Below are 17,825 nucleotides of genomic sequence, written 5' to 3' on the forward strand. Positions count from 1 at the left end.
TGGGGTGCAGGTCAGTGCAGCTTGGCATCCACCTGGCTGATTGCGTCGTCGATCAAGCCATTTGCCGCGTCGGCGGTCATTTGCTTGGCAATCACGTCCCGCGCGGCTTGAACCGCCACAACGGCGGCCATGTCGCGCACTTCCTTCACGGCACCGGCTTCGGCAGAGGCGATCTGATCCTCGGCCGCGGCCAATCGACGTGCAATCGACGTCTTGAGATCGGCGCGCGCCTGTTCGGCGGCGGCTTCGGCGTCGGCTTTGGCTTGTGCGACGATCTTGTCGGCCTGCGCCTGCACTTCCTGCTGCTTGCGCTCGTACGAGGCCAGCAGCGTCTGCGCCTCTTCGCGCAGGGAGCGTGCTTCGTCGATGTCCGACTGAATGCCTGCGGCACGATCGTCGAGCATCTTCGTGATCATGCCCGGAACCTTGAAGTAGAACAGGACCGCGATGAACAGCACAAAGGCGATGGCAACAATCAAGTCGGTGTTGCTCAGCTTCCAGAACTCCGCCGAAAACGGGTTCTTCGATGCGGCGAATGCCGGACCTGCCGCAACCAGCGAAAGCGATGCAAGGGTGAGATAACGCATGATCTTAACCTTTCATCCGGGCATTGACGGCCGCGGTGATGCTGCGCGCGTCGGCCTTGCCACCCATCAGGGCCACAATGTCCTTTGCGGCGTCCTTGGCCACCTCTTTGACAGCCTCCTGCGCGCCGGCACGGATATCTGCGATGGCCTTTTCGCTTTCGGCGGCTTTTGCTGAAATCTCCGCGTCGGCCTTGGCGATGGCTGTATCCAGGTCGCCTTGAATGGCGGCCCGCGTCTCGCCTGCGATCCGCTGTGCTTCTGCACGCGCATCGGCCAGCGCCTTGTCATAGGCGGCTTCGGCCTCAGCAGCCTTGACCTTGAGGTCTTCGGCGGCGGCGAGGTCATTTGTGATTGTCCCCTGCCGTTCGGCAAGGATGCCCGCAATACGGGGCAGCGCCACACGCGACAGCACCAGATAGATGACGATCAACGTGATGATCAGCCAGAAAATCTGGTTCCCGAAGTAATCCGGGTTCAGTTGTGGCATGCCAGGAGGTGCGCCTGCGGCGACCTCACCTGCTGCGTTTGTGTTTTCTGCCATGTCGGTCGTTCCCCTGAGTGGACCCCGGACGGGGCCGAAATGCGAGGCCTTACACCGGGCAGCGCAAGCGTATCACGCCGCCCGACCGTAAGGAATGCGTCTCAGAAGTGACTTAGACGGCGAACATCAGCAGCAGAGCGACGAGGAACGAGAAGATCCCCAGGGCTTCTGCAAAGGCGATGCCGATGAACAGTGTCGCTGTCTGGCCGGCGGCTGCCGACGGGTTGCGCAGGGCGCCAGCGAGGAAATTGCCAGCCACGTGGCCCACACCGATTGCGGCTGCGCCTGAACCGATTGCTGCGAGACCTGCGCCGATATGTGCGAGTTCACCTTCCATGAGAATTCTCCTTACGATTGGAAGTTTGATGTTCGTAGGGTGGGCAATCTGCCCACCAAACCTTTAGTGATGCGGGTGCAGTGCGTCCTTGAGATACACGCATGTGAGGATCGTGAAGACGTAAGCCTGAATGGCCGACACCAGCACTTCGAGACCGTAAATCGCCATGACGCCGATGATCGCGACGGGGGCAATGGCAGCAACCTGCGCAAAGCCAGCGAATACTTTCAGGACGGCGTGACCGGCCATCATGTTGCCCGCCAGACGAATGGAGTGGCTCACCGGGCGCACGAAGTACGAGATGATTTCAATGATCGCGAGGATTGGGCGCAGTGGCAGGGGCGCGCTCGACACCCAGAACAGGCCCAAGAACGACGCACCGTTCTTAACAAAGCCAAGGATTGTGACGGCAAAGAACACGCCAAAGCCGAGGATGGCCGTAACCGCAATGTGCGATGTTGTCGTGAACGACATCGGGATCAGCCCGAGGAAGTTGGCACACAGGATGAACATGAACAGCGTCATGATGTAGGGGAAGTACTTGATCCCGTCCTTGCCCGTGACGTCCTCCACCATCTTGTAGACAAATCCATAGAGCAGTTCGGCAATCGACTGGCCCCGGCCCGGCACGACTTCGCGCTTGGACGTGGTCAGAACCATCAGCGCGATGATCGCCAGAATGGCCATCGCCAGCCAGAACGTCACGTTGGTCAGCGTGAACACACCGATGTCAGCGCCAAACAGCGATTTGACCTCGAACTGGTCCATCGGGTGAAAAGACAGGCCGCCGCCTTCTTTTGCTTCATCTGCCATCGGGCTCTCCATCCTTTGCGGCCTCGGCCGCCTCTCGTTCCGCCTGGACCTCTTTCGCGCTGCGCATCATCGTCAAGACACCGGCCGCGAAGCCCAGAAAGATAAATATGATCATCAGAAACGGAGCCGTGCCAAACAAGGCATCCAACCCGTACCCGATGCCAAACCCGATCCCCAGACCGGCCACCAGTTCGATCACCATGCGCCAGGCAAGTTGTGCCTGGCTGTGCGCGTCCGGCGTGCGGGGTTTTGGTGCGTGCGCCTCTTTTGCAGCGTCAATGCGGGCCTGAAGGGCCGCCAATCTGTCGCTGTCATCAGAGTCGGTCACGCACCTCTGTCCCGCGTTGTGGCTTGATGGGTGAATAGGGTGCAGCGCCGCCCGAGTCAACGCAGCCAATGCCATGCGCTGTGCGCAAATAAAGTATTGATTTAATTATGTTTTTTAAAAGATCGCACAAACTTGGACAACCCGCCGCACCCCACGTGCCCCTTGGTTCGCCCCTTGCGCGTTATTCAACCATCCGGTTGATTTTCCGCGCCACGCAACCCGACCGTCCGGTCCAGCAACCACCGCCGTACCACGCGCACCGCCTTGCGCCGCGCCGACGCGCCACTGCTCAGCAGATAGAACGCCCCTTGACGCAAGCCCACATCAGACACCCGGATCAAACGCCCCGCCACCTCATCCGCGCGGGTCGTGTCGGACCCGGCCAGAAACAGCCCCGCACCCCCCAGAACCGCCTCAATCGCAAGGGACGCGCGCAAACGGTATGGCTCTTCCTCGAGCGCCGCACCCTCCCATCCCGCCGCCGCAACCCAGTCAGGCCAAAGATCCTCCCGCCGGTCCCGATACCGCGTGATGTCCTGCAAATGTTCTGGCCGCAGCATGTTCCCCGGCACCACGCCGGGTGCCGCAACGGGATATATCGGCGCATCGCTCAGCAGATCGGCCGGAACATCCAACACGCCCTTGTGCGCAAACCGGATCGCAAGATCCGCCTCGTACCGATCAAGATCGGCAAGGTCGGTCGACCCGATCAGGCGCAGATCAACCTCCGGCAAATCCGCCTGCAGGTCCGCCAACATGGGCGCCACCACCTTGGCTGCAAACAACGGCTCGGCGTTGATCACAACCCGCCCCGCAGGCGTATCGGCCAGGCCTTCCGTCGCATCTCCGATCACGTCGAACGCCGGTGCAATCCGATGTGCGTAATGATGCCCCTCGGCGGTCAACACGACCCCGCGCGACTGATCCCGAAACAGCGAAACCCCCAAACGCGCCTCCAGCCCACGCACATGACGGCTGATCGCGGAATGGCTGACGCCCAGCTCTTCGGCTGCACGACTGAAACTTTCATGCCGCGCCGCCGCCTCAAAGGCCCGCAGCGCATTCAACGGTGGCAAAGAACGCATCGCCCGACCAATCTGTGCTAAAACTGCACATATCTTGTCAAAGAACTCTGTTTGTCACAACGCCGAAACGCGTCCATATTTACGACGAAGCCACAACAAGCCGGGCCTATCCATGCAAATGATACAACAAAACGCGCTTTTGCGCGCCCTCCTGACCTGTGCAAAATTTCTGCGCAAGAAAGCCGCTGCACCGCCCGTCAAAGGCACTGCGCTGCCTCCCATGACCGACCATATCGCGCGCGATATCGGGCTCACCCCACATGAGCGCGCACTGATGTCCCACCATTGGCCATCGCGGGACAGCCGTCACCCGTTCCTCTGACCGCCCGGCCCTGCTATGACCCATTGCATGGCACACCCGCTCGATACCACGTTCCAAGCCCTGGCCGATCCCACCCGCCGCGCCATCCTCACCATGTTGCTGGAGGATGACATGGCGGTCACGGACGTGGCCGAACCGTTCGAGATGTCGCTGGCCGCCATTTCCAAACACCTCACGATCCTCACCCGCGCGGGCCTGATCCAACAGGAAAAGCGCGGGCGCGTGAAATGGTGCAAACTGGACCCGGACGCGCTCAAGGCGGCGTCGGTCTGGATGCAGAGTTTTGGCCAGTTCGAACCCGTCAACCTCGACGCATTCGAACGCTTTCTCGAAACCGAACTGCCGCCCGACCCCTGATGCCGGGGTCGGTGGGCGGGCGCCTTTGCCGAAGGCAAACAGAGCCGCCCACCGACCTCACCCGTCGCGCAACAACAGCCCAAGCGCCAGAACGGTGAACCCCACACCAACCCAAACCAGAACCCCCGGCACCCCGTTGCCAAACCCGACCTCCCACAAGATCACCCAGCTTGGCGTCAGATAGGTATAAGCCATCACCTTGGCCGACGGCAGGCGCAGGGTCGCAAATTGCAACAGCACAAAAGTCGCCGCCGAGGCAAACACCGCAATATAGATCAGCGTGACCCAAACGATGCCCGGCAGCGCCGCCCAGTCCGTCGCGACCATATCCGACCACCCATAGGCGCTCAACAAAAGCGCCCCGGCCACAAGCATGCCCAACGTGAAAACCAGAGGGCTCTCGCCCCGGTTCAGCTTGCGCACCATCGGTGTGTAAATCGCATGGGCAACACAGCCAAAGAAATAGATCACCTCGCCGCGCCCTACCGCAAACGCCACAAATGCCGCCCAATCCGCGCGAAAAATCACCCACAGCGCCCCGACCGCTCCGATGGCAAGCGCCAGTGCCATGCGCGGTGTGGTCACCTGCCGCAAGAGCAGCCACCCGAACACGCCCGCCAATACCGGTGTCAGTGTGAACACCGCCGCCGCACTCACCGGGGCCGCTGTCTTCAACCCTTCGAACATCAACACAAAGTAGACGCCGAAGAGCCCCCCCAGCACCGCATAGCGCCATGGCGCGCGCAAGGCGGTGCGCGGCACGCCACCGGTGGCCAGAACCGCCGCCCCGATGATCGCAGCAGCCAGCCAGAAGCGCGCCGCGTTCAGTGCCGCCGGTGAAATCTCATTCGCCGCCTGCGCGCCCAGCGAAAACGACCCCGCCACCAATGCCGAAAACAGCAGCATCGCGGCGTGCCCCCAAAGGGCGGGGGTCACAGCACCTGCCAGCTCTTCGACCGCTCCTTGAGGAAACTCAAAAACGCCTGCACCTTGTTCGTGCGGTGCAGGTCCACATGGGTCACCAGCCACAAGGGGGACGACCAATCCTCCTGCGGGTCGAGGATTTCGACCAGATTGTCATTGGCCCGCGCTTCCATCACCGGCAGATACCCGATGCCCGCGCCCGCAAGCACCGCCTGCTCCAGCGCGCGCACATCCGTCGACCGGAACGTGATCGCATCCTCGGGCGCATGCGCGCGCAGCCACCGGTTGAACGGCGCGCGGCTGTCCTCGTCATCATTGCAAACGAACCGGTGCCCTTTCAGCTCTTTGTGGATCCCGTCGGGATGCCCGTACCGCTCGACATATCCCCGCGTCGCATAAAGTCCCACCGACTGCCGCACAAAGGGCTGCACCACGTTGTCGGGCTGATCCGGCGCATTGCCCGCGCGGATCGCCACATGCGCCTCACCATATTCAAGCCGGAACAGCCGCTCGCCCGTCAGATACCGCACAATGACGTCCGGATGCTCCAACTGAAAATCCGTGAGCACCGGCGCCATGCGCGGCGCCAGATTGACAAGTGACGTCACCACCAGTTCGCCCGACACTTCGTTCCCGCGCCCCTTGATCCGCCCGGCAAGCTGGCTGAACTGATCATCCGTGGCCTGCGCGACCCGGAACAGGTCATCGCCCGCCTCCGTGGGGGTATAGCCGCGCGCGTGACGCTGAAACAGCTTGACCCCCAGCCGCGTCTCCAACGCGTCGATATGGCGGATCACCGTGGCGTGGTGCACCCCCAACACATCCGCCGCCCCGCTGACCGTGCCCATCCGTGCCACCTGATAGGCGGTCTTGATCTCGTCCCAGTTGTCCATTCGGCTCTCTCTGTGCGCCAGCAAACATATGATGTTGATTTAGCAATGTTGCGTTCAAAAATGCAATCGCCAATTGTCATTCCACAGAACACATCCTCAGCCCAACAAGGACCCGAACACCATGACCATTCTGCATATCGACAGCTCCGCCCGGACCGAAGGCTCCGTCACCCGTGACCTCACGGCCCAGATCGTGACGAAACTCGGAGGCGACGTCATCCGCCGCGACCTGAAGGACGCCCTGCCCCAGATCACCGAAAACTGGGTCGGCGCAAATTTCACCCCCGCCGATGACCGCGACGACGTACAGCGTGACACGCTTGCGCTCTCTGACACGCTGATCGCGGAACTCAAGGCCGCCGACACCATCGTCATCGGCCTGCCGCTTTACAATTTCGGCGTGCCCGCGTCGCTCAAGGCGTGGATCGACCTCGTGGCCCGCGCGGGCGTCACCTTCAAATATGGTGAAAACGGCCCCGTCGGCCTTCTGGAAGGCAAACGCGCGGTCCTCGCGGTCTCCACCGGTGGCGTGCCAGTGGGCAGCGATTACGACTTTGCCACCGGCTATATGCGCCACGTGCTGGGTTTCATCGGGATCACCGATGTGGAGATGGTCGCCGCCGACCGCGTGGTGGTCAACGGTGAGGCGGCGGTGAACGCCGCCAAGGCCGAGATCGAAAAGCTCGCCGCCTGACCGAACACGCCCCCCCGGCACCCGCCGGGGGAATGCGGCGGTTGCACGCCGTCCGCGCTGGACGACTGCAACCGCGCATGGCTAGGGTGCCGCCATGACCGTCGTGCGCAACCTGCCAAGCCAACTGATCCTCGCCCACGCGCCCTGGGTGCTGGGCGCGGGTTTGATCGTGTGCATCATCGCCTGTGCCTCTGCCGGGCTGACGCTGCTGTTTTCCGGCCATACCGCGGGCCTCTTGACCCTGTTGCTGGGCGCTTCGATCCCGCTGGGCATCTTTGCACTTGCCATCAAAAAGGATCAGGCGATTTTCGACGCCCACGCCGGCACCGTCACGCTGCAACGCCGCACCCTGTTTCACTACCGCTGCGCGATCCATCCCCTGACCATGGTCCGCCGCGCGGAACTGGACCGGCTGTCGGACACGGTGCGCCCGACGCTCACCTTTCACGACACCACACCGCCCTACCCGCTGGTCGAGGCGTTCACCACCAGCGACCGCACCGCGCGGGCACCGGGCATCATCAACGACTGGCTGCGCGCCGCGCGGCAAAGCGAGGCTTTGTGAAGATCAAACGTGATACAGAGGATCAGCTGATCCTCGAACATACCCCTTGGCTGATCAGCATCATGCTGGTGGTCATGATGGTGACGTCCGTCGGTATGGGGGGCATGTTCGCGCTTATGGGCCTGTCCGAAGGGATCGCCATTTTCACCATCATGGGCCTTGCCGCACCTGTGGTCGGCATTGCGATGTGCACCTTTGCCATGCGGATTTTCGTCAAACGCACCCAGGTCATATTGGACCGCGGGCCAAATACGCTGACCGTGCGCACGCGCGGGATGCAGGGATACGACGAAATCATCCACGATCTCAGCCACCTGAGCCACGCGATCCTCGAGACGTCCCGCAGCAACGAAGGCCAGCAGATGACCCGCCCCGCCATCGTCCTGACCGGCGGCATGAGTGAAGGCACACACCCGCTTGTCACCAGCTTTGTCAGCGGGTTCGGTCCGAAAAAAGCAGTGGATGCGATCAACCGCTGGGCCAACCGCGCACCCGGTTAATCCTGCAGCACGCGCCAGCCGATCTGTTCAAGGAGTTCATCCGCATCCAGATCGCCCCCCTTTTCAGCCAGCTCCGGGTTCATGAGCAGCATCGACAGCCCGTGGACAAAACTCCACAACATGAATGACCGCTGCCGCACCTTGTCCGTGATCCCCGGCTCACCCATGATCTTGGCTACCTCGTGCTGCACAATGTCATAGGTGTCCTGCCCCATTTCTTCGACCTCGGGCAGCTGCGCCTCCATATTCTGACCAAAGCGCAACAGGAAAATCCCGGGCTCGCGCAACGCGAACCCAATATAGTTCTGGCCCAGGGCCCGAATGCGATCCAACGACCCCTCGCGGTGCGGCGCAAGGGCGGCAAGCATCTCCTGCTTGTGGCGCTCCATGCTTTCCAGCATGACCGCGTTGATCATTTCCCCCTTGTTTTTGAAGTGCTTATAGGGGGCCGCCGTCGACACGCCCGCACGGCGACAGGCATCGGAGACCGAAAAATGGTCAATGCCCTTCTCCTCGATCAACTGCCGCGTTGCCTCAACCAGCGCGGCGCGCAAGTCGCCGTGATGGTAGGGTGTTTTTTCTTTGTGTTCTGTCTGTTCCATGGGTGACGTCAGACCTACCTGAAAATTTTTACTTGTCAAAGTTAGAAGCGCTTACATATGTAAGAGACGCTAACTTTGACAGGTGTCACCATGCCACGCCCCTCTTTCTTCCGTCGCGTCGTCCGGTTTGTCTTCATCGTGACCACAACCGCAGGCGTCATTGCCGGTGCGGGATACGCGGTCCAGACGGGGTCCACCCTGCTCGCCGCGCGGGCGGCAGATGTGCCGGCACCCGACCCTGCGCCGCTGATCGCGGTAAGCGTGCGAACCCTGACGCCAGAGGCGGGCTACAGCGTGCCCCGCGCCTTTGTGGGACAGGTGGAACCACGCAAAACCGTTGCCTTGTCGTTCGAGTTGGCGGGGCGGCTCGACGCCGTGCTGGTGGATGAAGGCGACACCGTGACCAAGGGCCAGGTCATCGCGCAGCAGGACATTGATCTCTTGCGCGCGGACCGGGACCGGCAGCGAGCCTCCCGCGAAGCGATTGAGGCCCAACTGGCCTTTGCCCTGCAAACCGTGACCCGCAGCGAGGCCTTGCGCGACCGCGGATTTGCCAGCCAGGAACGGCTGGATCAGGCGATGGCCACGCGGGATGAGTTGAACGCACGCATCGCAGAGATCGACGCCGCCCTGACCACAATCGACATCCAGCTGCAAAAAGCGCAGATCACCGCACCGTTCGACGGACGCATCACCCGCCGCCTTGCCGACGGGGGCGAGGCGGTCGGCGCGGGCCAGGTGCTGGTCGAAGTGGTCGAAACCGGCGTGCCGCAAATCCGCGTGGGCCTCCCGCTCAGCATTGACGAGGCCGCGCTGACAACGGCGCGCATCCGCATCGACGGACAAACCTATCCCGCCACGCTCGCCTCGTTCCGACCCGACATTGATCCGGTCACGCGGACACGAACTGCGCTGTTTGATATCGAAACGGACGTCCCGCTCGCCCTTGGACAGACCGCGCGCCTTGCCCTGACCACGGACGTCACAGCCGAAGGCACATGGGTCCCGCTGCGCAGCCTCAAGGAAGGCGACCGGGGCCAGTGGACGCTTCTGGTGGTGGATGCCGACAACGTGGTGCGCCGCGCCAGCGTTCTGATCATTCACGCCACGTCCGACCGGGCCTTTGTCCAAGGCTCCTTTGCCCCCGGCACCCGCATGATCGAAGAGGGGCCGCAACGCGTCACCCTGGGTCAGACCGTCCAGATCGCTGAAACCCTCTGAGGCCCGCACTCATGGAAACGCTCACCTTCCGCCAGCCCCGCCTCGTCGCCCTGATCCTCCTCGTGCTGATCTCGGCAGGGCTGTCATCGTTCCTGTCGCTGGGCCGTCAGGAAGACCCGACAATCACCAACATCTTCGCCACCGTCACGACCCAGTTCCCCGGCGCTGACCCCGCCCGCGTCGAGGCGCTGGTGACCGCCGAAATCGAGGAAGAGTTGCGCGAGATCGAGGAAGTGGCCGAAGTCACCTCCGTGTCCCGCACCGGCGTGTCGGTGGTGTCGGTCGAACTGTTGGAAACCCTTGACGAAGAGACCATCGAGCAGGTCTGGACCGAAGCCCGCGACGCCGTGGAAAGCGCGCGCGCGGAATTTCCCGCCGGTGTGCAGGCGCCGGATTTCAACGCCGAAGGCATCTCCGCCTATTCCGCCGTGATCGCGGTCGCGGCGGATCATGACGGCGTGCCGCTGGCGCTCCTGAACCGCCACGCCGAAGTCGTGTCGGACCGGTTGCGCAATATCCCCGCCACCCGCGCCGTCGAACGGTTCGGTGTGCCCGAGGAGGAGGTGTTGGTGTCCATTGACCCCACGCAGGCCGCGGCCCTGGGTCTCACAGCTGCCGACATTTCCCGCCTGATCCAGGCGGCGGATGGCAAGGTGCAATCGGGCCGCCTGCAAGGGGCTGCCGACCTGTCGATCACCATCTCTGGCGAGATCGAAAACCTCGCCCGTCTGCGCGACGTGGTGCTGCGTGAAAACCCGCAGGGCGCGACCGTCACCCTTTCGGACATCGCCACCATCACCCGTGGCGTGCGCACACCCGCTGCGGAACTCGCCATCGCCGATGGCCGCCCCGCCGTCTTGATCGGCGTGCTGGCGCAGGACGGTGTGCAGATCGACCGCTGGATGGGCTTTGTGCGCGACGAATTGGCCAGCGGTGCTGACACCGTCCCGCTTGGCATTTCCGAAGAGCTGCTGTTTGACCAATCCGGCTATACCACCGACCGCCTGATGGACGTGGCCACCAACATGGCCATCGGCGTGGGCCTTGTCGTCGCCGTGCTGCTGATCACGCTGGGCGTGCGCGCGGCGCTGATCGTCGCGCTGGTGCTGCCGGTGGTGTCGCTGGCGACGCTGGCCACGATGAACTTCATGGGCCTACCGCTGCATCAGATGTCCGTCACCGGTCTGATTGTGGCGTTGGGTCTGCTGGTGGATGCGGCGATCGTCATGGTCGATGAGGTGCGCAAGCGCCTCGCCCAGGGCATGAGCCGTGAGGCCGCCGCAGGGGACGCAGTGCGCCGCCTGGCCGCGCCGCTTCTGGCCTCGACCGTCACCACCGCGCTCGCGTTCACCCCGATGATCCTGCTGCCCGGCCCGGCGGGCGACTTTGTCGGCTCCATCGCGATTGCCGTGGTGCTGATGCTCTGCTGGTCCTTTGCCGTGGCGCTCACCGTGACACCCGCCATCGCCGCCTGGGTCCTGCCCGCGCGCGAAACACCCAAATCACCCGGCCTCATGGGCCGCGCTTTCGAAGGTCTGATTTACCTCGCCGTCACCCACCCGGTGAAGGCCATCGCGATCTCGCTCATCCTCCCCGTTCTGGGCTTTGCCAGCTTCCCAACGCTCACGGCCCAGTTCTTCCCGGGCGTAGATCGCGACCAATTCTACCTCGAGGTCGACATGCCCCCCGGCACCGGCATCGAGACGACGCAAGCGACCGCGCTGGCCATGGACGCCATCCTGCGCGCAGACGCGGGCGTGAACTCGGTCTACTGGACCATCGGCAAATCGGGGCCTGCGTTCTATTACAACATCACCGGCGGGCGCTCGCGCGAACCGGCCTTTGCCCAAGCCATGATCACCACCGCAACGGACGCCGACGCCGCCCGCCTCGTTGCCACGCTGCAAGAGGACTTTGGCACCCGCTTTCCGCAGGCGCAGGTTGTCGTGCGCGGCATCGTGCAGGGCCCACCCGTCGCCGCCCCGGTTGAACTGCGCATCGTGGGGCAGGACCTCGACCTGCTGCGGTCGCTCGGCGATCAGGTCCGCGCCGAGGTGGCCAACCTCGACCTCGTGACCTCCGTGCGCTCCGGCGTGAACGGCGGCGCGCCGCAAATCCGCTATGACATCGACGAGACCGAAGCCCGCCTGCTTGGCCTCAACGTCACGGACGTCGCCGCCCAGCTGGATGCGGCCCTGACTGGCGTCACCGGTGGGTCGCTGGTCGAAGGGACGGAACAACTGCCCGTCCGCGTGCGCATGGGTGACGGGCTGCGCGCCGACCTCACCGCAATCTCCGACATGCCGATCCTCGTGCCCGGCGCGGCTGGTATCTCGGCCACCGGTGACTTCCCCGCCGTCCCCCTGTCGGAACTGGCGCAACCCGTGCTGGAACCTGCCGAAAGCGTCATCACCCGCCGCAACGGGCAGCGCGAAAACGCGATCCAGGCGTTCCTCGTCCCCAACGTCCTGCCCGAAGAGGCGCTTCAGGACGTCCTGACCGCACTGGACGAAAAAGGGTTCGAACTGCCCGAAGGCTACGCATTGAAACTGGGTGGGGACAGCGACGCACGCGCCGATACCGTGGGCAACCTGATGGCGTCCGTGGGCCTGATCGTGACGCTGACCATCGCCACCATTGCGCTGACCTTCAACTCGTTCCGCCTCACTGCCGTGGCGCTGGTCGTCTGCGTGCTGGCCGCAGGGCTGTCGATCCTGTCGCTCGCGATCATGCAATACCCATTCGGGATCGTGGCCATCATCGGCGTCATCGGCTCCATCGGGGTGTCGATCAACGCGGCGATCATCATCCTCACGGGCCTGCAATCCGACCCCGAAGCGGCCTCCGGCGACCGCCGCGCCATGGCGCGCGTGGTGAACGGATCAGCCCGCCACATCATCTCGACCACGGTCACAACCTTTGGCGGCTTCCTGCCCCTGATCCTCGACGGTGGCGCGTTCTGGCCCCCGTTTGCAGTGTCCATCGCCGGTGGCGTGTTGCTGTCCACCGTGGTCAGCTTCTTCTTTACCCCGCCCGTGTTTGCCCTGATCGCACGCAAGACCCCCCTGCCCGAACAGGTCAAGGAGGTCCCCGCCCCGGACACAAGCCAAGGCGTACTGCAACTGGCCGCCGAATAGGCTCAGGCCGCCGCACCACGCGCAAAGAACGGGCGGAGCACATCCAGCACCACGTCCGGCGCCTCGACCGGCACGGCATGGCCGCAATCCGGGATCACCCGCAGCGCCGCCCGCGGGGCGGCCTGCGCGAGGTACGCGCGGAAACGGTCCTCGGGTGCCATGAAATCCAGACGCCCCAGCAGGAAAGTAATCTTGTGATCATGCGCCCCAAGGCCCGGATGATCCACAAAGGACTGCGACAGCCGCCGCAACCGCCGCGTCTCGCGCAGCATCGCGCGGCTCCCGGTCAGCCGATCAAGGCAGGCCACCGCGCGCGCCACGTGATCATCGGCCACGCTTGCGTCCATGTTCGGCGTGAACAGCGCCCGCACAAACCGCTCAAGATCGCCGCGCCGCAGGGGCACATCGCCCGTCTCGTGATCAAAGGGCGGGCCCGTCAGCACTAGATGATCCGCCAACGCCCCAAGCTCCAGCGCCACAACGCAGCCGATGGAATTGCCCAGCACCACCACCGTATCGCCCGGCACCGCCTCCGCCCGGATACGCGCGGCAAGCCCGTCCACCAACGCATCCTGCGTATGGGCAGAGTAGTCAATCTGCGGCGCCATCCACCGCTGCCCCATTGGCAACCGCGCCCCGATCACATCAAAATGCGCAGCACTGCCAATCAGCCCATGCAGAAATACAAACATCTGCCGTCTCCAAATTGCTTTAGTCAAAAAACTCAGTTCAATGGCACTCACCCTGCTGTGCGCCCCGGTCCCGTGTCAACGGCCCGCAGGGTTGACTCTGTCCCGTCCAGCGCCTACTCCGCGCGCAACACCCGGAAGCGTGAAACCTTCCGGTCCCATGGCATATGCCGGGATCGCCCTCCGTCAGCGCGTTGCGCCCACGGGGGCGCTCGTCGTTTGTCCACTTGGGTCCCGAGCCGCCTGCACCTACCTGTAGGCACAACGTCAACGGTCGAAAGGCACGCCCATGTTTGAAAATCTCTCCGAACGCCTCTCTGGCGTCTTCGACCGCCTCACGAAACAGGGCGCGCTCTCCGAAGACGACGTGAAAACCGCTCTGCGCGAGGTGCGCGTGGCGCTGCTTGAGGCCGACGTGTCGCTGCCCGTGGCGCGCGACTTTGTCAAAGTGGTGCAGGAAAAGGCCACCGGTCAGGCCGTGACCAAATCCGTCACGCCGGGCCAGCAGGTGGTCAAGATCGTGCACGACGCCCTCGTTGACACGCTCACCGGCGAAGGTGAACCCGGCGCTCTGAAAATCGACAGCCCGCCCGCCCCGATCCTGATGGTCGGCCTTCAGGGCGGCGGTAAGACAACCACCACGGCCAAGCTGGCAAAACGCCTGACCGAACGTGATGGCAAGCGCGTGCTCATGGCCTCGCTCGACGTGAACCGCCCCGCGGCCATGGAACAGCTCGCCATTCTCGGAACGCAAATCGGCGTGGACACCCTGCCGATCATCAAGGGCGAAAACCCCGTCCAGATCGCCAAGCGCGCCAAGACGCAGGCATCCATGGGCGGCTATGACGTCTATATGCTCGACACTGCCGGTCGCCTCTCCATCGACGAAGAGCTGATGACCCAGGTCGAGCAGGTCCGCGACGTGGCCGAACCGCGCGAAACGATCCTCGTGGTTGACGGCCTCACCGGTCAGGACGCAGTGAACACCGCCCAGAACTTTGACGACCGCATCGGCATCTCGGGCGTGGTCCTGACACGAATGGACGGCGACGGCCGCGGTGGTGCCGCCCTGTCGATGCGCGCCGTCACCGGCAAGCCGATCAAGTTCGTCGGCTTGGGCGAAAAGATGGACGCGCTTGAGACGTTCGAGCCCGAACGCATCGCGGGCCGCATCCTCGGCATGGGCGACATTGTCGCCCTCGTGGAAAAGGCGCAGGACACCATCGAGGCCGAACAGGCCGAAAAGATGATGAAGCGCATGGCCAAGGGTCAGTTCAACATGAACGACCTCAAGATGCAGCTTGAACAGATGATCAAGATGGGCGGCATGGAGGGTATGATGGGCATGATGCCCGGCATGGGCAAAATGGCCAAACAGGTGCAGGATGCAGGGTTCGACGACAAGATCCTGCGCCAACAGATCGCCATGATCCAGTCCATGACCAAGAAAGAGCGCGCCGCCCCCCAGATCCTGCAGGCCAGCCGCAAGAAACGCATCGCGCGCGGCTCCGGCATGGAGGTCTCCGACCTGAACAAACTGCTCAAGATGCACCGCCAGATGTCGGACATGATGAAAAAGCTGGGCAAGGGCAAAGGCGGCATGATGAAAAAAGCCATGCAAGCGATGATGGGCGGCAAAGGCGGCATGCCCGACATGGGCGGCATGGATCAGGCCCAGCTCGAGGCAGCGGCCAAGCAACTCGGCGGCAAAATGCCCGGCGGCCTCCCCGGATTGGGCGGCGGCATGGGCCTGCCCCCCGGCCTCTCGGGGTTCGGCAAAAAGAAATGATCACCGCGCTCATCACATATGTGATCGACCCCGCCAAGGTCGATGCGTTCGAGGTCTACGCCCGCGCGTGGGTACACCTCGTGGGCCGCATGGGCGGCACCCATCACGGCTATTTCCTGCCGTCCGAAGGGGCGAACAACAAGGCGTGGGCCATGTTCTCCTTTCCCTCGCTCGCCGCGTACGAGGTCTACCGCACCGAAATGGCCACCGATCCCGACTGCCAGCGCGTCTACAAACACGCGCAGGACACCGGCTGCATCCTCAGCTTTGAGCGCACGTTTACCCGCCCCGTCCTCGACGGCGCCACACCAGAGGCGCTCGGCCTGTGACAACCGCGCCCACCATAACCACTGCGCGCCTCACCCTGCGCGCCCACGAGATGGCGGATTTCACGCCGCTCTACGATCTCTTTGCAACCGATCGCGCCCGCTTCATGGGCGGCCCGGTCGCGGCCAAGGAGATGTGGTACTGGATCGCCGCCGAAGTCGGCAGCTGGGCGCTCAAAGGCTTCGGGTCCTGGGGCATCACCCGGACGGACGACGGCGCGTTCATGGGACAGGTCGGCATCAACGAACCCCACCATTTCCCGGAACCTGAACTGGGCTGGGTCCTGCTGGAACCCTTCGAAGGCCAGGGTTTCGCACGCGAAGCCGCCACTGCCGCGCGCGACTGGTGGTGGGCGCAAGGCCGGTCCGACACGTTGGTCAGCTATATCGACCCGGCCAACACCCGCTCCATCGCCCTGGCCACCCGGCTGGGCTCAGAACATGACGCAGACGCCCCGCGACCTCACGGCGAAACGGTGCACGAAACCCATGTCTACCGTCACCGGAGGCCCGCATGACGGCCGCCACCACCCTCACCTCGGACCGCCTCACGCTGCGCCAACCGCAGGCCCGCGACCTGCCCGCCGACACGGCCTATTGCGCGTCTGATCGTTCCCGCTTCGTGCGCGGCCCCTTCACCGCACCACAAGCCTTCGACACATTCGCAGCCATCATCGGCCCCATGCAGCTTGATGAAACGGAGCACCCCGAAGTGACCTCGACCCTCTGGGACAGCATACATGAAGGGCACACCGAAGGCGCACGGTGCGTGCGCGATCACCTCATGGGGGCCCTGCGCTGGCCCGTCATGAACATCCGCGTGATGCCCGACAACACCGTCCCCATCGCCATTGCAGCGCGCATCGTCGCCACGCGCACGGATCCGCCTGCCCCCGACCGGTATCCCGGCTGCCACACCGACCAACTGCGCGGAGGGGCCGCATGATCACCCTCACCGGCACACCCACCCTCACCACCGAACGCCTGTACCTTCGCGCACCCGAAGCCCGCGACACGGCGGCCTACATGCGCTTTTACCAGGGGCCCCGCTCCTGCTATGTCGGCGGCCCCAAGGATCAGCGCGCGGCCTGGGACATGTGGACCTCGCAATTCGGCCACTGGGTCATCCACGGCTTTGGCATGTTCGTCGTCACCCGCCGCGAGGACCCCGCCCCGCTCGGCATCGTCGGCCACTGGTTCCCCGAAACCCGACCTGAAAAAGAGGTCGGCTGGGTGCTCTTTGATGACGTCAGCGAAGGCCAGGGCATCGCCAGCGAGGCGGCGCGCGCCTGCATTGACCATGCGTGGACCACACTCGGATGGGACCACATGGTCAGCTACATCGACACCGGCAATGACCGCTCCGTCGCGCTGGCCAAACGGCTTGGCGCCACGCTGGATAGAACCGCGCCGCAACTGGCCAAACCCTGCCTTGTCTACCGCCACCAAAAAGGCGGCCTGTCATGACCGTCCAGTTCTCCGCCCCCACATTGACCACACCGCGCCTCACCCTGCGCGCCCCGCGAATTGATGACTTTGACGCGGTCGCAGCCTTTTACGCCTCCCCCCGCTCCGAATTCGTCGGCGGCCCCATCAGCGCGGAACTCGCCTGGCGCACGCTCGCCCAAGAGGCAGGCCACTGGGTCCTGCGCGGCTTTGGCCGCTGGACCGTGGTCGAAACCGCAACCCAAACACCCGTCGGGATCGTCGGCCTCTGGTGCCCAGAGGGCTTTCCCGAAAACGAGCTTGGCTGGGACCTTTTCGAGGGCGCCACCGGCAAAGGCTACGCTACCGAAGCGGCCACCGCCGCCCGCCAGCACGCCTATGACACGCTCGGCTGGCGCACGCTGATCAGCCTGGTCGCCCACGAAAACCACGCCTCCCGCAAGGTCGCCCAGCGCCTTGGCGCACACCATGATGGCGACTTCACGCACGAACGCTGGGGACCGCTGCAAATCTGGCGCCACCCCGGTCCGGAGGCGCTGACATGACCCCGTCTCTGTTCCAAAAAATTCCCCGCCGGAGGCGCACATATCCACGCGCGATCCCGCTGACCAAACGGGCTCACGGTGCAGCCGTCGCCAATATGTCGTCGCGCGCCAGCGCGTCCGCAAG

At 64.0% G+C, this 17,825-nt stretch carries 22 protein-coding genes; 12 read left to right on the forward strand and 10 right to left on the reverse strand.

The window, feature by feature from the left end:
* Positions 1 to 11: 11 nt before the first annotated feature.
* The 6 genes from ACERHN_RS06050 to ACERHN_RS06075 form a co-directional block, all read right to left on the reverse strand.
* Positions 12 to 587, reverse strand: coding sequence for a F0F1 ATP synthase subunit B (locus ACERHN_RS06050; protein ID WP_415921749.1), 576 nt, complete (start codon positions 585 to 587; stop codon positions 12 to 14).
* 4 nt (positions 588 to 591) lie between these two features.
* Positions 592 to 1,128, reverse strand: a complete 537-nt coding sequence (locus tag ACERHN_RS06055) for a F0F1 ATP synthase subunit B' (RefSeq protein ID WP_415921750.1) — start codon at positions 1,126 to 1,128, stop codon at positions 592 to 594.
* A gap of 112 nt (positions 1,129 to 1,240) precedes the next feature.
* Positions 1,241 to 1,465 carry a F0F1 ATP synthase subunit C gene (locus ACERHN_RS06060; protein ID WP_015496525.1) on the reverse strand — a complete coding sequence of 75 codons (225 nt, stop codon included), beginning with the start codon at positions 1,463 to 1,465 and terminating at the stop codon, positions 1,241 to 1,243.
* 63 nt (positions 1,466 to 1,528) lie between these two features.
* The gene (locus ACERHN_RS06065; RefSeq protein WP_415921751.1) at positions 1,529 to 2,278 is read right to left on the reverse strand and encodes a F0F1 ATP synthase subunit A; all 750 of its coding nucleotides are present in this window, start codon (positions 2,276 to 2,278) and stop codon (positions 1,529 to 1,531) included.
* Positions 2,268 to 2,606 carry an AtpZ/AtpI family protein gene (locus tag ACERHN_RS06070; RefSeq protein WP_415921752.1) on the reverse strand — a complete coding sequence of 113 codons (339 nt, stop codon included), beginning with the start codon at positions 2,604 to 2,606 and terminating at the stop codon, positions 2,268 to 2,270. Before ACERHN_RS06070 ends, ACERHN_RS06065 begins: the two co-directional genes overlap by 11 nt.
* A gap of 185 nt (positions 2,607 to 2,791) precedes the next feature.
* Positions 2,792 to 3,691 carry a LysR family transcriptional regulator gene (locus ACERHN_RS06075; RefSeq protein WP_415921753.1) on the reverse strand — a complete coding sequence of 300 codons (900 nt, stop codon included), beginning with the start codon at positions 3,689 to 3,691 and terminating at the stop codon, positions 2,792 to 2,794.
* A 349-nt stretch (positions 3,692 to 4,040) separates the two neighbouring features.
* On the opposite strand from ACERHN_RS06075, the gene ACERHN_RS06080 reads away from it, so the two are divergent.
* A complete protein-coding gene (locus tag ACERHN_RS06080) occupies positions 4,041 to 4,370 on the forward strand; it encodes an ArsR/SmtB family transcription factor (protein ID WP_415921754.1) in 330 nt (109 codons plus the stop codon).
* Between the two features lie 57 nt (positions 4,371 to 4,427).
* Here ACERHN_RS06080 and ACERHN_RS06085 read toward each other — a convergent pair whose 3' ends face one another.
* On the reverse strand, positions 4,428 to 5,276 hold the full coding sequence (locus ACERHN_RS06085; RefSeq protein WP_415922692.1) for a DMT family transporter: 849 nt from the start codon (positions 5,274 to 5,276) through the stop codon (positions 4,428 to 4,430).
* A 26-nt stretch (positions 5,277 to 5,302) separates the two neighbouring features.
* Positions 5,303 to 6,187: a LysR family transcriptional regulator gene (locus tag ACERHN_RS06090; RefSeq protein WP_415921755.1), complete on the reverse strand. Its 885-nt coding sequence runs from the start codon at positions 6,185 to 6,187 to the stop codon at positions 5,303 to 5,305.
* 121 nt (positions 6,188 to 6,308) lie between these two features.
* Here ACERHN_RS06090 and ACERHN_RS06095 point away from each other — a divergent pair, with 121 nt between their 5' ends.
* From ACERHN_RS06095 to ACERHN_RS06105, 3 genes are all read left to right on the forward strand, one after another.
* Positions 6,309 to 6,881 (forward strand): FMN-dependent NADH-azoreductase, encoded by a 573-nt coding sequence (locus ACERHN_RS06095; RefSeq protein ID WP_415921756.1) that lies wholly within the window; start codon positions 6,309 to 6,311, stop codon positions 6,879 to 6,881.
* A 94-nt stretch (positions 6,882 to 6,975) separates the two neighbouring features.
* Entirely contained in the window at positions 6,976 to 7,446 is a 471-nt protein-coding gene (locus ACERHN_RS06100; RefSeq protein ID WP_415921757.1) for a hypothetical protein, read from the forward strand.
* Positions 7,443 to 7,946 carry a hypothetical protein gene (locus tag ACERHN_RS06105; protein ID WP_415921758.1) on the forward strand — a complete coding sequence of 168 codons (504 nt, stop codon included), beginning with the start codon at positions 7,443 to 7,445 and terminating at the stop codon, positions 7,944 to 7,946. The genes ACERHN_RS06100 and ACERHN_RS06105 overlap by 4 nt, the downstream gene beginning before the upstream one ends.
* On the opposite strand, the gene ACERHN_RS06110 is transcribed toward ACERHN_RS06105, so the two are convergent.
* Positions 7,943 to 8,548, reverse strand: a complete 606-nt coding sequence (locus ACERHN_RS06110; RefSeq protein WP_415921759.1) for a TetR/AcrR family transcriptional regulator — start codon at positions 8,546 to 8,548, stop codon at positions 7,943 to 7,945. The two genes, ACERHN_RS06105 and ACERHN_RS06110, sit on opposite strands and share 4 nt — an antisense overlap.
* A gap of 90 nt (positions 8,549 to 8,638) precedes the next feature.
* Between ACERHN_RS06110 and ACERHN_RS06115 the strand changes: the two genes are divergently transcribed.
* Both ACERHN_RS06115 and ACERHN_RS06120 read left to right on the forward strand, forming a co-directional pair.
* The gene (locus tag ACERHN_RS06115) at positions 8,639 to 9,769 is read left to right on the forward strand and encodes an efflux RND transporter periplasmic adaptor subunit (protein WP_415921760.1); all 1,131 of its coding nucleotides are present in this window, start codon (positions 8,639 to 8,641) and stop codon (positions 9,767 to 9,769) included.
* Between the two features lie 11 nt (positions 9,770 to 9,780).
* Positions 9,781 to 12,906 carry an efflux RND transporter permease subunit gene (locus tag ACERHN_RS06120; protein WP_415921761.1) on the forward strand — a complete coding sequence of 1,042 codons (3,126 nt, stop codon included), beginning with the start codon at positions 9,781 to 9,783 and terminating at the stop codon, positions 12,904 to 12,906.
* A 2-nt stretch (positions 12,907 to 12,908) separates the two neighbouring features.
* Here ACERHN_RS06120 and ACERHN_RS06125 read toward each other — a convergent pair whose 3' ends face one another.
* Positions 12,909 to 13,598 (reverse strand): alpha/beta fold hydrolase, encoded by a 690-nt coding sequence (locus ACERHN_RS06125; protein ID WP_415921762.1) that lies wholly within the window; start codon positions 13,596 to 13,598, stop codon positions 12,909 to 12,911.
* A 286-nt stretch (positions 13,599 to 13,884) separates the two neighbouring features.
* Here ACERHN_RS06125 and ffh point away from each other — a divergent pair, with 286 nt between their 5' ends.
* From ffh to ACERHN_RS06155, 6 genes are read left to right on the forward strand one after another with little or no spacing between them, the layout of a single operon-like run.
* The gene (gene ffh / locus ACERHN_RS06130; RefSeq protein ID WP_415921763.1) at positions 13,885 to 15,384 is read left to right on the forward strand and encodes a signal recognition particle protein; all 1,500 of its coding nucleotides are present in this window, start codon (positions 13,885 to 13,887) and stop codon (positions 15,382 to 15,384) included.
* Entirely contained in the window at positions 15,381 to 15,713 is a 333-nt protein-coding gene (locus tag ACERHN_RS06135; RefSeq protein ID WP_415921764.1) for an NIPSNAP family protein, read from the forward strand. The genes ffh and ACERHN_RS06135 overlap by 4 nt, the downstream gene beginning before the upstream one ends.
* Positions 15,710 to 16,228, forward strand: a complete 519-nt coding sequence (locus ACERHN_RS06140) for a GNAT family N-acetyltransferase (protein ID WP_415921765.1) — start codon at positions 15,710 to 15,712, stop codon at positions 16,226 to 16,228. The genes ACERHN_RS06135 and ACERHN_RS06140 overlap by 4 nt, the downstream gene beginning before the upstream one ends.
* Positions 16,225 to 16,656, forward strand: a complete 432-nt coding sequence (locus ACERHN_RS06145; RefSeq protein WP_415921766.1) for a hypothetical protein — start codon at positions 16,225 to 16,227, stop codon at positions 16,654 to 16,656. Before ACERHN_RS06140 ends, ACERHN_RS06145 begins: the two co-directional genes overlap by 4 nt.
* On the forward strand, positions 16,653 to 17,177 hold the full coding sequence (locus ACERHN_RS06150) for a GNAT family N-acetyltransferase (RefSeq protein ID WP_415921767.1): 525 nt from the start codon (positions 16,653 to 16,655) through the stop codon (positions 17,175 to 17,177). Before ACERHN_RS06145 ends, ACERHN_RS06150 begins: the two co-directional genes overlap by 4 nt.
* Positions 17,174 to 17,701 (forward strand): GNAT family N-acetyltransferase, encoded by a 528-nt coding sequence (locus ACERHN_RS06155; RefSeq protein WP_415921768.1) that lies wholly within the window; start codon positions 17,174 to 17,176, stop codon positions 17,699 to 17,701. The genes ACERHN_RS06150 and ACERHN_RS06155 overlap by 4 nt, the downstream gene beginning before the upstream one ends.
* Positions 17,702 to 17,825: the final 124 nt, after the last annotated feature.

This window comes from Tateyamaria rhodophyticola (assembly GCF_047777875.1).
Taxonomy (GTDB): Bacteria; Pseudomonadota; Alphaproteobacteria; order Rhodobacterales; family Rhodobacteraceae; genus Tateyamaria.